Annotated in this window: 9 protein-coding genes and 1 pseudogene; 7 read left to right on the forward strand and 3 right to left on the reverse strand. The window is 54.5% G+C overall.

What is annotated here, in order from left to right; all coding sequences use genetic code 11:
* Positions 1 to 85: 85 nt before the first annotated feature.
* From gyrB to ACR0DL_RS14825, 6 genes are all read left to right on the forward strand, one after another.
* Positions 86 to 2,503, forward strand: coding sequence for a DNA topoisomerase (ATP-hydrolyzing) subunit B (gene gyrB / locus ACR0DL_RS14800; RefSeq protein ID WP_480689852.1), 2,418 nt, complete (start codon positions 86 to 88; stop codon positions 2,501 to 2,503).
* 295 nt (positions 2,504 to 2,798) lie between these two features.
* Positions 2,799 to 4,541 (forward strand): sigma-54-dependent Fis family transcriptional regulator, encoded by a 1,743-nt coding sequence (locus ACR0DL_RS14805; RefSeq protein ID WP_170361994.1) that lies wholly within the window; start codon positions 2,799 to 2,801, stop codon positions 4,539 to 4,541.
* Between the two features lie 147 nt (positions 4,542 to 4,688).
* Positions 4,689 to 6,488 carry an NAD(P)-binding domain-containing protein gene (locus ACR0DL_RS14810; RefSeq protein ID WP_480689854.1) on the forward strand — a complete coding sequence of 600 codons (1,800 nt, stop codon included), beginning with the start codon at positions 4,689 to 4,691 and terminating at the stop codon, positions 6,486 to 6,488.
* A gap of 179 nt (positions 6,489 to 6,667) precedes the next feature.
* Complete coding sequence (locus ACR0DL_RS14815; RefSeq protein ID WP_480689856.1) at positions 6,668 to 7,594, forward strand: MBL fold metallo-hydrolase; 927 nt, start codon at positions 6,668 to 6,670, stop codon at positions 7,592 to 7,594.
* Between the two features lie 116 nt (positions 7,595 to 7,710).
* Entirely contained in the window at positions 7,711 to 9,408 is a 1,698-nt protein-coding gene (locus tag ACR0DL_RS14820; RefSeq protein WP_480689858.1) for an adenylate/guanylate cyclase domain-containing protein, read from the forward strand.
* Between the two features lie 558 nt (positions 9,409 to 9,966).
* Positions 9,967 to 10,788: a helix-turn-helix domain-containing protein gene (locus ACR0DL_RS14825; RefSeq protein WP_480689859.1), complete on the forward strand. Its 822-nt coding sequence runs from the start codon at positions 9,967 to 9,969 to the stop codon at positions 10,786 to 10,788.
* Positions 10,789 to 11,041: 253 nt separating this feature from the next.
* Here the strand turns inward: ACR0DL_RS14825 and ACR0DL_RS14830 are convergent, their stop codons facing one another.
* The 3 genes from ACR0DL_RS14830 to ACR0DL_RS14840 form a co-directional block, all read right to left on the reverse strand.
* The gene (locus tag ACR0DL_RS14830) at positions 11,042 to 12,799 is read right to left on the reverse strand and encodes an adenylate/guanylate cyclase domain-containing protein (RefSeq protein WP_480689861.1); all 1,758 of its coding nucleotides are present in this window, start codon (positions 12,797 to 12,799) and stop codon (positions 11,042 to 11,044) included.
* Positions 12,800 to 13,057: 258 nt separating this feature from the next.
* Positions 13,058 to 14,797, reverse strand: a complete 1,740-nt coding sequence (locus ACR0DL_RS14835) for an adenylate/guanylate cyclase domain-containing protein (protein WP_480689863.1) — start codon at positions 14,795 to 14,797, stop codon at positions 13,058 to 13,060.
* A 241-nt stretch (positions 14,798 to 15,038) separates the two neighbouring features.
* Positions 15,039 to 15,215 carry a hypothetical protein gene (locus tag ACR0DL_RS14840; RefSeq protein WP_480689866.1) on the reverse strand — a complete coding sequence of 59 codons (177 nt, stop codon included), beginning with the start codon at positions 15,213 to 15,215 and terminating at the stop codon, positions 15,039 to 15,041.
* 106 nt (positions 15,216 to 15,321) lie between these two features.
* On the opposite strand from ACR0DL_RS14840, the pseudogene ACR0DL_RS14845 reads away from it, so the two are divergent.
* Positions 15,322 to 16,079 (forward strand): annotated as a pseudogene (locus ACR0DL_RS14845) (IS5 family transposase).
* The last annotated feature ends 75 nt before the right edge of the window (positions 16,080 to 16,154 follow it).

Consider the following 16,154-nt stretch of genomic DNA (forward strand, 5'->3'; position numbering starts at 1 on the left):
TCTGACCCACAAAATGTTGGGGGAGCGCGTGACATTCCCCACCAGAAAACGTATAAGTTACGAAAATAATATAGGTACTAACGGCATGTCCGACGACGCACAGGCACCCCAGGAATACGGCGCTGACTCTATCAAAGTTCTCAAAGGCTTAGAGGCGGTTCGCAAACGTCCGGGCATGTATATCGGCGACACGGACGATGGCTCGGGTTTGCACCACATGGTCTATGAGGTCGTCGATAACGGAATTGACGAGGCGCTGGCCGGTCATGCCGACCATGTGACAGTGAAAATTCACGCCGATTCCAGTGTTTCGGTTAGCGACAACGGGCGCGGGATCCCAGTGGATATTCATCCCGAAGAGGGTGTCTCAGCCGCTGAGGTTATCATGACCCAACTGCACGCGGGCGGTAAATTCGACAGCAACTCGTACAAGGTGTCGGGTGGTCTGCACGGTGTGGGCGTTTCCGTCGTGAATGCACTGTCTAAGTGGCTGGAGCTGCGGGTTTGGCGCAATGGTAAAGAGCATGTCGCCCGGTTCGAAGGCGGCGAAACGGTCGAGCACCTGAAAGTAGTCGAGGAGTGTGGCGACCGCACCGGAACCGAGGTGCGGTTCCTGGCCTCGACCGACACGTTCTCGAATCTGGAATACTCGTTTGAAACGCTGGAAAAACGCCTGCGCGAGCTGGCCTTCCTAAACTCGGGCGTGCGTATCATCCTGATCGACGAGCGCCCGGCGGAACGGTTGGAAACCGAGCTGTTCTATGAGGGTGGCGTTAAGGAGTTCGTCAAGTATCTGGACCGCTCGAAATCGGCGGCGATGCCAGAGCCCATTTATATCAAAGGCGAACGCGACGATATCGGCGTGGAAATCGCTATGTGGTGGAATGACAGCTATCACGAGACGGTCCTGCCCTTCACCAACAACATTCCACAGCGCGATGGCGGCACCCATGTTGCCGGTTTCCGGGGTGCGTTGACCCGCACGATCAACAACTATGCGCAATCCAGCGGGATCGCGAAAAAGGAAAAGGTCAGCTTTACCGGCGATGACGCGCGCGAAGGTCTGACCTGTGTGTTGTCCGTCAAAGTGCCCGATCCAAAGTTCTCGTCCCAGACCAAGGACAAGCTGGTGTCGTCCGAGGTGCGCCCAGCGGTTGAAGGTCTGATGAACGAAAAGCTGGCAGAGTGGTTCGAAGAGAACCCGAACGAGGCCAAGACCATTGTCGGCAAAATCATCGAGGCTGCTCTGGCGCGTGAGGCCGCGCGCAAGGCACGCGAACTGACCCGCCGCAAAACGGCGATGGACGTGAATTACCTAGCCGGCAAGCTGAAGGACTGCTCCGAGAAGGACCCATCAAAGACCGAAGTTTTCCTGGTCGAGGGGGACTCGGCTGGCGGATCAGCTCAAACGGGTCGGGATCGTCTGACCCAAGCAGTGTTACCGTTGCGCGGGAAAATCCTGAACGTGGAACGGGCGCGGTTTGACCGGATGCTGTCTTCGCAAGAAATCGGAAACCTCGTCATGGCTCTGGGCACCGGTATTGGCCGCGATGAGTTCAACATCGAAAAGCTGCGCTACCACAAGATCGTCATCATGACCGATGCGGACGTGGACGGCGCGCATATCCGAACCCTACTGCTGACCTTCTTCTACCGGCAGATGCCGGAACTGATCGAAGGTGGATACCTCTATATTGCGCAGCCGCCGCTTTACAAAGTTTCACGCGGTAAATCAGAGGTTTACCTGAAGGACCAGGCCGCATTGGATGACTACCTGATCAATCAAGGTGTCGAAGGAGCTGTGCTGAAATTGGGCTCAGGTGAGGAGATCATCGGTCAGGACCTGACTCGCGTCGTGGACGAGGCACGTCAGTTGAAACGCGTTCTGGATGCCTTCCCGACCCATTACCCGCGCCACATTCTGGAGCAGGCCGCTGTCGCAGGTGCGTTTGTGCCCGGCGCGGTCGATGCTGACTTGCAAGGTGTGGCCGACAAAGTTGCCGCCCGTTTGGACCTGATTGCGCTGGAATACGAACGCGGCTGGCAAGGTCGGATCACGCAGGATCACGGCATCCGTCTGGCCCGTATCCTGCGCGGTGTTGAAGAGGTCCGCACGCTGGACGGCCCCATGCTGCGCTCGGGCGAGGCCCGCAAAACCGGCAGCTTTACCCAAAGCCTACAAGAGATCTACAACACCCCCGCCACCCTCATCCGTCGCGACCGTAGCCAGATGATCCACGGCCCGCTGGACTTGTTGCGGGCCATTCTGGAAGAGGGTGAAAAGGGTCTATCGCTGCAACGCTACAAAGGGTTGGGAGAGATGAACCCCGACCAGCTATGGGAAACCACGCTGGACCCGGACGCACGGACTCTGCTGCAGGTGCGGGTGGACGATATGGTCGAGGCAGATGACCTGTTCACCAAGCTGATGGGCGACGTGGTGGAGCCGCGCCGTGAATTCATCCAACAAAACGCGCTGAGCGTCGAGAATCTGGATTTCTAAGTCTCTGTAGGTTTGCGTATAACACTTCGCGCACCCTATAAGTTTGCGTAGTTTGCCCATAGTTTTGCGCTCCGCGCTTGTCCGCTTTAGCGGTGAATTCAATCAGTTTTGACGTAGTCGTTGCGTTTATGGCGCTTTGCGGGGCTCAACCCCGCAAAGGGTCTCCCTAATGCTGCGCGTTCAACGAAGGTCAGCTTGACGAGGCAAAGCGCCAAAACGTTTGCCAGACGAAATTTGAACATAGGCGCGAAGCCATCCTCATGCTAATTTTAGAGAGGATTTGTAGGGCGGGAAGCTGTTGGATCGCCAGCACACAAAAGAGATTGACCGTGTCTTAAGCGGGTTCGATACAGGGAGAGACCGGCTTGTCGCGGACAGCTGGCAGCGCTGTGTTGAAACCTATGGTATGGATCCCTCACGGCAGGAACCCGCGCATATCCTGCCTGACACCAAATTCCGTGAACATCTGGAGCAATCCGAACGTCTGATCGCAACAGCGCGCTCGGGGCTGCAATCGTTGTTTGCGCAGGTTGCAGGGCAGAACTACGTCCTGCTGCTTGCGGATGCGGATGGCGTCTGCGTCGATTTCTTTGGCGACCGGAACTTTGAGGACGAACTTAGAACTGCCGGTCTTCATCTGGGATTCAAGTGGACGGAAGAGTTGGCAGGAACAAACGGCGTAGGGTCGTGCATCGTTACAGGTCAGCCGGTGACGATCCACCAGGGGGATCATTTTTCGATCACGCATACGCCGCTGTCTTGTACGGCAGCGCCTATTTTCGATACCAAAGGTGGTCTTGCGGCTGTTCTGGATGTTTCGTTGTTGCGTGGCCCTTCGCCTAAGGCGTCGCAGAATCTGGCGATGACATTGGTGACGAATTCCGCCCGTCGCGTCGAGATGGCAAACCTGATGGCATCGACCCGGCGCGATTGGGTCCTGCGCTTTTCAGCAAGCCCCGAATTTCTTGAGGTCGATCCTGAAGCGGCGGTTGCAGTGGACGGAAGCGGCAAGATTATTGGTATGACCTCGGGGGCCCGACGCGCACTGGACCCGGACGGTTCGGGCCACCTGATCGGGTCGCAATTGCAGGACTGGCTTGAAATCAGTGTTGATGACATGCCGGAGTTCATGCGCGGCAGACCGTCCGAAGACCGCGTTCTACACCTCAAGGACGGGCGCGCGCTCTATGGTCATGCCGTTGCGCCACAGACGTCGCAGATGACGGCGGCCCTGCGCAAGCGAGAACAGGTTCTGCCCGGAGCCCTTGGCAGTTTTGCCGGGCCGGATGCGGACCTTCAGCAGCTTTTGAACAATGCTGCACGTCTTGCACCGACCAGCCTGCCGCTTTTGCTGACCGGTGAAAGCGGCACGGGCAAGACCAAACTGGCGCGTGCGATCCACATGGCCGATCCTGCGAGACAGGATTTCCACACAGTGATCTGCTGCGATACCGAGACATTCGATTTCTGCCAAACCATCGACCCCGGCACGCTGTTCCTGCGCGGTGTTGAAGACCTGAGCGAGCCTGCACAGGCCTCTCTTTTAGCAGTGCTTGAGCGGCGGGCTGATCTGAGGATCATTGCCTCATGTCGGCAGCCCCCGGCGGGATTGCAGGGCGGTCTGCGTGAAGATCTGTTGCACCGGATTGCGGGGGCCACATTTTCTCTGCCGCCTTTGCGCCACCGAGCGGATCTGGATTGGCTAATTGATCGCCTGCTTCGACGGTTTGCAAGCCATGATATTCACCTGTCGACAGTCGCGCGCGCCGATCTGAAATCACGACTATGGAGCGGCAATATTCGTGAACTGGAACATCTGCTGCACAGCGCGGTCGCCCTGTGTCAGGACAACATCATCGACTTGACGGATTTGCCAGCCCCGGCGCTCGCCCCTGCGCAAAAGCCGGACTCAGATGATTTGGAAGCACTGCTGCGTGCTTGCGATTGGAACATGTCTCAAGTGGCGCGACGCCTTGGCGTGAACCGGTCGACAATCCTGCGCCGTGTGCGAAAGGCCGGGCTTATTCCACCTGCATAAACCACATGCCTTCGTGTTGCGCCCTTGTTGCGCGCGCAACAAGTCTTGGTGTTTTTGGCCTAGGTCAAGCGTTGAGCCGCCAAATCGACTTGCCCGAAGGGACGCGGATTTGCCAGCCTTTTGCTCCGTGGAGATAGGGAGGATGACATGCTCGACACAACACTCTCGGATCAGGTGCAGGGGTTCCTGGATGACTTCGGTGCGGCTTTGTCCCAAGGCGATATCGATGCTGCCTGCGATATGTTCCAGGACGATTGCTATTGGCGCGATCTGGTCAGCTTTACCTGGAATATTAAAACGGTCGAAGGCAAGGCGCAGGTGGCAGATATGCTCGCGCATCAGTTGGCCACAACCAAGCCGAGCGGTTGGAAAATAGCCGAAGGTGAAGTGCCCACTGAAGACGGCGGAATAACCACCGCATGGATCGAGTTCGAAACCGAAGTGGCACGCGGCTATGGGTTAATCCGCCTCAAGGATGGCAAGATATGGACCTTGCTGACCACGATGGTCGAGCTGAAAGGTCATGAAGAGCCCAAAGGATTCAACCGCCCACTTGGGGCCAAGCATGGTGCGGGTAAACACAGGACCACATGGGCGGAAGAACGGGCCCAAGAAGAGGCTGAACTGGGCTACAAAACACAGCCCTACTGCGTCATCATCGGCGGTGGTCAGGGTGGGATCGCCATGGGTGCGCGGCTGCGACAGCTCGGCGTCCCGACGATCATCGTTGAACGGAATGACCGGCCTGGCGACAGTTGGCGCAATCGCTACAAATCCCTCTGCCTGCATGATCCGGTCTGGTATGACCATCTGCCTTATATCAAGTTCCCGGAAAACTGGCCCGTGTTCTCGCCCAAGGACAAGATCGGCGACTGGCTTGAGATGTACACCAAAGTGATGGAGCTGAATTATTGGACGCGCACGACGGCCAAATCCGCCACCTTCGATGAAGACAAGGGCGAATGGACCATCACGGTGGACCGGGATGGCGAAGAGGTGGTGTTGCGGCCCAAGCAGCTGATTATGGCGACGGGTATGTCCGGCAAGAAACGCATGCCTGATTTTCCGGGTATGGATGTTTTCAAGGGTGAGCAGGCACATTCCTCGGAACACGACGGGCCGGCCAGATGGGCAGGCAAGAAGGTTGTCGTGGTGGGGTCCAACAACTCGGCCCATGACATCTGCGCCGCGCTTTGGGAAAACGATGCCGATGTGACCATGGTGCAGCGGTCCTCAACCCATATTGTCCGCTCGGACACCCTCATGGAAATCGGACTGGGCGATCTTTATTCTGAACGTGCGGTGCGGTCTGGCATGACGACCGAAAAGGCCGATCTGATCTTTGCATCACTGCCTTATCGCATTCTGCATGAATTCCAGATTCCGGCCTATGCCGCGATGAAAGAGCAGGACAAAGAGTTTTATGACGGTCTGGAAAAGGCCGGGTTCTGGCTGGATTGGGGCGATGACGAAAGCGGGCTGTTCATGAAATACCTGCGCCGCGGATCAGGCTATTACATCGATATTGGGGCCAGCCAGTTGATCATTGATGGTGAGATCAAGCTGAAACGCGGTCAGGTCACTGCGCTTGATGAAACCGGAGTCATCCTTGATGACAGAACGCATCTGGGTGCCGATCTGGTGGTCTATGCGACCGGGTATAATTCGATGAACGGCTGGGTTGCTGACCTGATGGGTCAGGATATGGCGGATCGGCTTGGGAAATGTTGGGGCCTGGGCTCTGACACAACCAAGGACCCGGGGCCTTGGGAAGGCGAGCAACGCAATATGTGGAAGCCGACACAGCTTCCAAACCTCTGGATGCATGGTGGAAACCTGCATCAGTCCCGACATTATTCACAGTTCCTGTCGCTGCAAATAAAGGCCCGGATGGAAGGTGTACCAACGCCGGTCTACGGCATGCAAGAAGTGCATCACCTCAGTTAAAGCATGTGCCGCGACCGAGAAGCAGACTTTGCAAATTTGTACGGATGGCCCAAAAAGTACTATGATTTGGTAAGTCATTTACGCCGCGTTTCTGAGATATTTCTCCCAAGTGCTCCATCCACGGGCTGCGTTCTGCTTTTAGGCAACACAATATGTCTGTTTGCAAGATCGCGCGTTGGATGAAGGCTTTTGAAACCTTGTTTCAATTGCCTGGAGAGTCGATTGTGTCCAACATTCAGGCGACCAAAGGATTGAATGCAATGCTCTGCAGGATTGGTGATGTTGAGGTTTGGCGAATTCTTGAAATTCATGCCCCGTTCATGAAGCCAGAAGAGTTGTTTCCAACCGCCGGACCAGATGTCAAAGCTGCTATTGAAAGCCTTGCTCCAGGCAGCATCGACCACAACTCGGGACGACTAATTTTACCCATACAAGGTTTCCTTCTGAAAACGCCTTCACATAACATTTTGGTGGATAGCTGTGTCGGCAATGATAAGACCAATCTAAATCACCAAGCTTGGCACCAACGATCAGACGACCGGTTTATAGCAGCATTGAAAGCGGCTGACCTCGGCACCGACGAAATTGACTACGTGCTGTGCACCCATCTTCACGTAGACCATATCGGTTGGAATACGCAGCTAAAAGATGGTCGTTGGGTGCCTACGTTTCCAAACGCACGCTACCTTTTGCCCAAAGACGATGAAGAAACTCAGCGTTTGCAGAACAGTATTACCTACGTCGAAAGCGTCTTGCCTGTAGTGGAAGCTGGTCAGGTGGAACTGGTGGAGGCAGGGCACAAGTTGGGCGACCATGTGACTTTGTTCCCAACGCCAGGACATACGCCGGGCCATGTTTCTGTACTCGTGAAGAGCAGGGGCGATGAGGCGTTGATTACTGGCGATGCGCTTCATACGACCGCGCAATGTAAACATCCCGACTGGCATTTCAAATTCGATTCTGACGCCGAATTGGCTGTGAAGTCGCGTAGATTGCTGCTTGAGCATTGCTCGGAAACCAGTTGTTTGGTCTTGGGCTCTCACTTCGCGTTGCCCTCAATAGGGCATGTGAAAGCCGATAAAGACAGTTTTCGTTGGGACGAATGAGATTTGGCGTCCCGTAGTCGATGATGCCAGAAAGCAGAGATATTCATTAACGAGCCCTGAGCGAACAATGTCCCTGCCGGTTGGAGTGAGGAGCCGCATCAACTATCGTCGAACGTATGTCAAACAAGGGGCAACAGTTGCAACGAAGGTTGGCGGCAATTCTAGCCGCAGATGTCGTTGGGTATTCGGCGCTTATGCACAAAGACGAGCAAGCCACAATTCTAATGCTTGATCACCTGGAAAGCGACATCGTCACCCCAACGATAGCAGGCCAATCAGGTCGTGTCGTAAAGAGCATGGGCGATGGTTGGCTAGTGCAATTTGACAGCGCGGCGCAAGCTGTAACCGCAGCAATGCAGCTACAAGAACAGTTGGCTGAACACTCGTTAATGAACATGCGGATTGGTGTTCATGTGGGCGACATCACTGAAAAAGGTGACGACATCTTAGGTGACGGTGTAAACATTGCGGCACGGCTTGAGAGCATTGCGCCAACCGGTGGCATCGCAATTTCTGAACCCGTACATTTGAACCTTGAACACACTCTGGCAGACGCTTTCAAAGCAGTTGGGAAAAAGAAGCTCAAGAACATCCAGCGCAGCCTGGATGTGTGGATTCACGGTGGACCGCAACTTGGCGCATCGCAAAGCTCGCATTCTTTCACAGAGACGAGCTTGCCAAAGCTATCCATTTATCCTGTCACGTGCAGCGACCAACGAACCGAATTAAAGGAAACGGCCGCAGCTCTTACTTCAGATTTCGGATCTTATTTTCGAACGATCAACTGGTTAAACGCGGCAATAACATCCACGGAAGCATCCGAGGGATATGCACTTCGCGGCGTGCTGCGTGGACACGGCGACCGATTGCGTCTGGAAGCCCGCTTAAATGACTCTTCTGGTCCTGAAATCTGGACTCAGAAGTTCGACGGTTCGGTCGAAGCTATCTTTGATTGGCAAGACGAAGTTGTAGAAAAACTGTTGGATGCGGTTAGTGGGATCTTGATCCAGTCGCTGACCGCAAAGCTCTCCGCTTTGCCTGAAGAAGAACTGACGGCCGAACAGTGCGTTTTGATGGGCATGATCACATGGTCGGAGGCCAGCATCGACAGCTATGAAGAGACGTTGTCGTACCACGCCAGGGCCATCGAAGCCAAACCAACCCTCGCTGCCGCCTACGCCGAAGCTATTTGGACAATGAATGGCGCGAGAACCTATGATCTTCGACGCGAACTGTCATCTTATTACGAGAAACTACCACACTGGATTGAGGCCAGTCGACACATGGCAGGTCAAAGCCCAACGCTTGATCTGAGTGTTGCCGTGGCGGATTACAATGTGGACGGGGATGCTGATCGACTTTCCGTGGCGCTTGAGCAAATCAGGCAACGAGCGCCATTAGATGCCCGCCTGCATTTGTTTATGGGTTGGGGATACAACTGGGCCGGGTTTCCTAAAATGGCATTAAGCTGTTTTCAGACGGCACTTCGGTTGGGCCGATATGGAGCCGTTTTCGTAGGTGCTTCTGGAGGTGCTGCCACCTCTTGCGTTATGCTTGGTCGAGACCGCGATGCCATCGGCTACGCTGAGGCAGGTTTGCGCTTCTCAAAAAACTATGCCGCACTTCACAGCACGAGGGCTGCTGCACACGCAATGCTTGGGGAACCTGAAGAAGCGTCTGCTGCTTTGGCGCAAATGCTGCAAATGGAACCTGGTGAGACGATTTCGAAGTGGCGTAGCAACGTCGACTATGGTGGCTCTGAAGGCGCTGAACGCTACTTTGAGGCACTTCGCCGGGCAGGGTTGCCAGAATAGCGGTGCCGAAACCAAGTTGCCCTGGCAAAACCGGCAGCTTGATCGCGCATATTAGTGCCTGCAAAGCTCGAATTTGAAGGGCCGCTTTGGGCTGGGATGCCAACAAACTGACTGGTACATCGAATTCTCAAATTGTGGCACCGATCTAGCAGTCAAGGTTTCCCTTAAACCGGTGGCGGCGCATTGGGGAAACAGGCCCAACGCGCCTCATTCGTTTTGGATAACTGGTCTCAGGTCTGCGACGGCACCGGGTCTTGGGTTCGGATGCAAACCCAAAGAAAATAGCGTCGAGCGAACCGGGTAGCTGACTAATGCGACGTGACATAGCTAGTTCCTTTTCTGTTTATGCGCTGAGCTTGGCTGGTCTGAAGGAACTGGGCCACAGACGCGATCCGCCTGAACCCGTAAGTCATCCGTAAGTCACTTGGGCAATCACCTATTGTCAGGCATATTGATAAGCAGCGGCACGACTATTTCGGAGACAACATGACCGCCCCTTCGTCCATCTTCGCCGACAAACTTCGAAGCCATCGAGCTCGCAACGGTAAGGAGGGTCGAATGTCACAGGAACAATTGGCTGCTTTGCTGGGATTAAGTGTAGATGCGGTTAGCAAATATGAGCGTTCGCTGTCTTACATCCGAGGTGATCTGGAGCACCTTTTGATAGAAAAGCTCGGATGGACGCGGGATGAAGTTGTGGCTTGCCGTGAGGATTGGGAAAGCCGTTCAATTGGAAAGCAGGCCTCCTACCGGGTTCTTCGCGAACACGAAGTGGCGTTGGAATACGGATCTATCGAGTTTGCCGATGCCGCCGTTCAGGCCTTGGAGTTGGCAAGCGCTCATGAGTTTCCCGACGGGTTCTCCGCCTGCGATCCCATCTGGGCGGAGATTCTGAAAGATGGGGCGATGTCTGGCGTTTATGTCATGATTGGAGATGAATTAGCCGCTCATATCTCGCTCATTTTCCTGGATGAAGATTTGGAAGCTAGGTTCCGCGAGCGCCGATTGGTTGAAGCTGAATTCAGTCTGGGAGCCCTCCGACGCCCGGTTCTTCCTGGCGATTATTTTGGCTATTGCGCCGGTGTCTACATCGCGCAAGGGCATCAAAAATCTGCGCTTCATCTGCTAAATGGGTTTGTAAAAGTACTGGAAGATCTCGTGGAAAGGGAAGTTTATTTAAAAGACCTAGCTGCCATCGCTGCAAGTCCAATAGGGCATCAACTCTGCAAGGATCTGAATTTCCAATTCATCGGGCCACACTTTAACGCCGCAGGCCTCGAATTCTGGCGTCTCGCCGGGGAAAGCATATCCAATTCTCTCTTTGCTCGACGCAGCCCAGTACTCAAGAAAGCTTATGCCGACCGTTTCAAAAAAACTTAAATTCGGTCTGGCAATTGGTCATATGCAAATGACGTCCAGCCCAAAGGTTCAATTGTGGGCGATACATAGAACTGTATTTTGGGCAGCGCTACTTCGATGAAGTTAAGAGTCGAATGTCCGGTTCGAGCTGACAGCTATCTTAGTCGATACTGTGCATGATCCGAATTTTCGATTTACGTATTAAAGCGCTAAGCAAATTCGTGGCAACCAAAACAATCTTCTGATCTCTACAACCCAATACAATACTGCGGCGCTACTCTGGTAGACCGGCCTTTAGCATAGCATCCGCCCAGAATTTGCGCAGGGCTTCAGTCTTGTAGACCATGTGGCCGGTATAGGTTTGCACTGAAAATTGCGGGTCGATTGAAAGAACTGCGTCTACTGCTTTCGTGGCATTTTCGGTGTCATCAAGATCAGCGTGGATTGCTGCCAAACGGATTTGGCACAACAAGGTGCCAGGCAGGCGGGTTTCCAAGTGCCGGTAAACTGTTCTTGCTTGCTCCAGCTGACCTAACCCGCGATAGGCATCCCCCAAATGGCTAAAATACCAGTCCGGGCTGTAGGGCGACAGCCGAATGGCTTTTCGCATGCTGTTCAGGCTTTCCTCAAATTCACCACAACTATTGTACGCAATTGCCAGCATGGCATGAGAAAGCGAGACACTGGGTTGCCGTTCGATAGCTTCATTACAAAAGGCTTTGGCTTCATCAAAACGAGATTCGTTTGTGAAAATATACCCTTGCAGTGCGTAGACATCAGCCGGGACATTTTTCATCGCCAACAATGCGTCGCAGATAGATTGGGCCTCGTCAGTTGACGCCTTCGGATCTTGATGAAACCCAAGGCGGGCACCGGCTTGTAACGCCCAGCCAAGGCCCGTTCTGAATGATGAGTTCTCGGGGTCAAGCTCAACCGCTTTCCGGTAGAGCTGAATCGCGGAGAGATTCCCTTCTTTTGTAAATTTGTATTGTTCACTGATTCCACGCATCATCAAGTCCCACGCCTCAAAGTTAGGCGCTTGATCAGCCCAAAGCCGGAGCTCTTGTCCGTGTGTAAGGTTGACCGCCAATGAGATAGAAATTTCGCGTGTGATTTCATCTTGAACGGTAAAAATGTCTTCAATCTGACGATCATAGCGGTCGGCCCACAAATGCGACCCGGTTTGGCATTCAATAAGCTGCCCGGTAATGCGAACCCGCTGCCCCGCCTTTCGAACACTCCCTTCAAGGACGAAACGAATACCTAATTCCCGTCCGACCTGTCTTACATCGACAGACCTTCCTTTGTAGGCAAATGTCGAATTGCGCGCCATCACGATGAGGCCATTGATATGCGACAAGGCAGTGATGATGTCTTCGGTAATTCCGTCCGCGAAGTATTCCTGCTCTGGGTCGCCTGACATGTTTTGAAATGGCAGGACGGCGATTGACGGTTGGTCCGGCAACTCCAACTGCTCACCTGTCAGAACTTCGTAGAACTCAGGTGACAGGCGCGCCGGGTCGAGATCGATGCTGTAGGCGCCAATCCTATGCTCGATGTTTTTTAGATCTTGCTCACCCAGATCCTTGAAACTGCCGGAGACCTTTCCTTTGATTTGACGGTATACATCCTCGGAAATGCAGACGCCTCCGGGTTCTGCGATTGCTTCCAATCTTGCGGCTACGTTGACGCCTTCGCCAAAAACATCTGAACCTTCAGAAATCACATCTCCCAGATGAATGCCGATCCGCAATTGAATGCGTTGCACACGGGGCATGTCAGGTTCTCGGTCCTGCATTGCTCGTTGAATGGCAATAGCGCACCCTGCCGCGTCGACCACACTGGTGAATTCGGCCAACAAACCATCGCCCATCAACTTGACAATTCGCCCTCTGGACTCGCGTATTTGGGGTTGAACCAATTCAGAAAGTAAAAGGTTTAGGCGTAGTAGCGTGTTTTCTTCATCACGCCCCATGAGTCGTGAGAAGCCAACAACATCAGCTGCCAAAATCGCTGCAAGTTTCCGCTTCACTGTCAGCCCCCCGCGAAAGTTACGTTAGAGGCAACGACCTGCAAGGTCTACATTCGTGCGCCCTTGAACGTTTGCTGTTCCAACGCGGAGATTCTTGTTGAAGCTAAAAATACGGCCGCCAAGGCTACGCACCGCTAAACTCAGCTTTGGCAACTAAAATCCAACGACCGCTCCGAGCTGCAATCAGCCAAATAAACGGGATACAGATAAATTTGCATTTGATGACGCAGCGGTTGGGCAAAAGAGTTACGGTAAGCGTCAGCCAGTCAATCCTGCCGCCCGTAGCCCATCCACAAGACGTTTGAAATCATCCGGTCGCCGCCACATCGACCTGAATCCACGGGCAAGGCTTTCTACTGTGTCATCATCAACCACAATACCTCGACTTGTGAACTCATCGCGACGTTCGGTGACAAATTCTCGCAATGCGTCGGAGGCGTCTCGCGCTCGTCCGAGCTGCGCGTAAGACGCGGCGACAAAGGCAGTGGCCAATGAGTTGAGCCGCGCTGCTCCCATCAAAAAACCAAGCGCTGCTTCGAAGTTGCCGTTGAAGAATTCGACCTGTCCCATAATCCAGTCGATGGCAGGCGGATGCAGCGGGTCCAGCGCCATCGCTTCCGAAACTACTTCGCGCGCCTTTTCGTGCAAGCCGAGCAGTAGGAAAGCGTAGCCGCACCATGCCATCGACTCCGCCTCGTTTTCTATCATGGAAAGTGTCTTATTGAATTGTGCCTCTGCTTCATCCCAAAGGCCAGCACAGAGATAGGAAAAACCAAGTTGGTCCTGAATGTAGACGTCCCGGTTATCCAGTGCCACGCCCTTTCGGGCGATTTTCAACGTGTGGGCCGGTGCGTCAGCGTCTGCCAGCCCAAGCCACAAGTCTATTACATATGTGTCCGAAAGATACATGTAAGATCGCGCGATGGTCGGATCGAGTGCGACCGCTCGTTCCAACAAAGCTCTCGCCTTGGCCGTATCTCGTGCGTTCAAGCCGTCGCGTAGTGCCTTGCCCTTCAGCATCAGTTCATAGGCCTTCATCTGATCCGTTGGTTTCTGTGTCGAGCGGTCGACGACATCGTTTTGGACCCTACCCGGCAACACTGCGATGATATTTCGGGCCACTTCGTCTTGAACCGCCAGAACGTCCTCCAGTTCGTGGTCATATCGATCCGACCAGAGTTGAGTGCCCGTACGCGCGTCAGCGAGCTGTACCGAGATTCTCACGCGACTGCCGGCCTTCCGCACGCTGCCTTCAACCAGGTAATCTGCGCCGAGAGCCTCCGCGATTTTGGCCGGATCTGTGTCCTGTGTCCGGAACCTGAAAGACGCGTTTCTGGAAACAACCTTAAGTGTTCGAAAACGCGATAAGCCCACAATAATGTCTTCCGCAATCCCGTCGCTGAAGAATGCCTGCTCGGGGTCATCACTCATGTTTTGCAGGGGCAGGACCGCAATAGTGGCTTTTTCCGATTCAGGCCTGGGCGGTTCAGCGCATACTGCGTTTGATCCGCCAATGCGCCAAGCATGTACCGGTTCGGCGACGTTCTTTACTGTGTGCTGACCAGCATCCTCCCAGGCGACCGGTATACGGTTCCCGACCACACGATAGACAGCGTCAGACACCAACACACCGCCGGGCGGGGCAAGCTGCTCCAACCTCGACGCAAGGTTCACACCGGAACCAAAAACATCTCCGTCGCGCATGATAATGTCTCCAAGAGTGACACCGATGCGAAAGCGAAGCGGGTCGGAGCCTACTACTGGCACATTTTGCCATTCAACCGCGCAAGAAACGGCATCGAAAGCGCTGTCGAAGCTGGCGAGCAGACCGTCACCCATCTGTTTGACAATGCGACCGTGATGCCGACCGACAAGCGGAACAGCAGTATCCTCAATGTGCGCTGAGAGGATTTCGAGCGTGCCTTTCTCGTCCCGCTCCATTCGGGCGGTAAAGCCGACAAGGTCAGCAATCAGGATGGCCGCCAGCTTTCGCTCCACCTGTTGTCCTCCTTTCTGTTTCATACTGGTCGCTACGTGTTTAGACCATGCGAAAGTGCACAGTGCCGGTTTCTGACTTTGCTCGAAGTCGGTTTCAGCGTTGGGGAACTATGCCATTCGTCTGCGCGAAAAGCTTGGAGGACAAACAGCCCAGTTGTCCTCGCCTTGAGCTGCGTTAGGTCCGCTTTGGGCTGCGAACGGCCTATCGCACCAAATCAGAAAATGCCGCCATCGACCCTTGTTAGACCTGCTTTGGTGCGAGTTCTCCCAACTCATCCGCGCTCATCCTTTTTCGCGTTAGCCCATCCTCTGAGGCGAATTGGGCTGCTTTGACGATGAGAAAGGCCACCGTGATCGCATCTACCTCGCTGCGTTTCTCGAATTCTCCGGTAGTTTCATTGGGCCTTTCTTCTGACATTCCCATTCCCCTCTGTATCCGACGCTTTCGGGCAATTGGCTAGGGTCAGGACCCATTGATTTCCGCTTGGCTGCGTGATTCACGGTTCGAAAATCGAGCGGTGACCATGTCTGATCTTTTCTGGCTGACGGATGCGCAGATGGCGCGTCTTGAGCCTTTCTTCCCCAAGTCCCACGGCAAACTACGCGCTCATGATCGACGTGTGTTGAGCGGCATTATCTTCATTAATCGCAATGGGTTGAGATGGCGCGATGCCCCTTCGGCGTATGGCCCACACAAGACACTCTATAACCGTTGGAAGCGGTGGAGCGACAAAGGCATCTTCGCCCGGATGATGGCCGGTCTGGCTACCAAACACGGTGAAGAGAAGACCGTGATGATCGATGCCACCTACCTGAAGGCCCACCGTACCGCGACCAGTTTGGGCGTCAAAAAAGGGGGCGTGGACGCCTGATCGGTCGCACCAAAGGCGGCATGAACACCAAGTTGCATGCCATCTGCGACAGCCGGGGGCGCCCGCTCAACCTGTTCATCACCGCCGGTCAGGTCAGCGATTACGTTGGTGCGCGGGCACTGCTGAGCGGCCTGCCGGATGTCGATTGGCTGCTCGGGGATCGTGGCTATGATGCCGATTGGTTCCGGGAAGCGTAGAAAGACAATGGGATGCGCGCCTGCATCCCTGGCCGGAAGCAGCGGAAGAAACCGGTTAAGTACGACAAGCGTCGTTACAAACGGCGCAACCGGATCGAGATCATGTTCGGCAGGTTGAAGGATTGGCGGCGTGTGGCAACCCGCTACGACAGGTGCCCGAAGGTCTTCCTGTCAGCAATCGCCCTCGCAGCACTCGTTATCTATTGGATATGAGTCCTGACCCTAGTTGCCAGAAAGATTGGAGATTTCCGATTTGCGGTTAAACTGAATTGTGAAAGCGACCACAGG

Source organism: Ruegeria sp. BB5 (assembly GCF_056539405.1).

What these genes read in the sequence shown, in the direction of transcription:
- ACR0DL_RS14825 (WP_480689859.1), top strand. Translation starts at nt 9,967, where the DNA reads ATGTCACAGGAACAATTGGCTGCTTTGCTGGGATTAAGTGTAGATGCG.
- gyrB (WP_480689852.1), top strand. Translation starts at nt 86, where the DNA reads ATGTCCGACGACGCACAGGCACCCCAGGAATACGGCGCTGACTCTATC.
- ACR0DL_RS14815 (WP_480689856.1), top strand. Translation starts at nt 6,668, where the DNA reads ATGAAGGCTTTTGAAACCTTGTTTCAATTGCCTGGAGAGTCGATTGTG.
- ACR0DL_RS14810 (WP_480689854.1), top strand. Translation starts at nt 4,689, where the DNA reads ATGCTCGACACAACACTCTCGGATCAGGTGCAGGGGTTCCTGGATGAC.
- ACR0DL_RS14840 (WP_480689866.1), bottom strand. Translation starts at nt 15,215, where the DNA reads ATGTCAGAAGAAAGGCCCAATGAAACTACCGGAGAATTCGAGAAACGC.
- ACR0DL_RS14820 (WP_480689858.1), top strand. Translation starts at nt 7,711, where the DNA reads ATGTCAAACAAGGGGCAACAGTTGCAACGAAGGTTGGCGGCAATTCTA.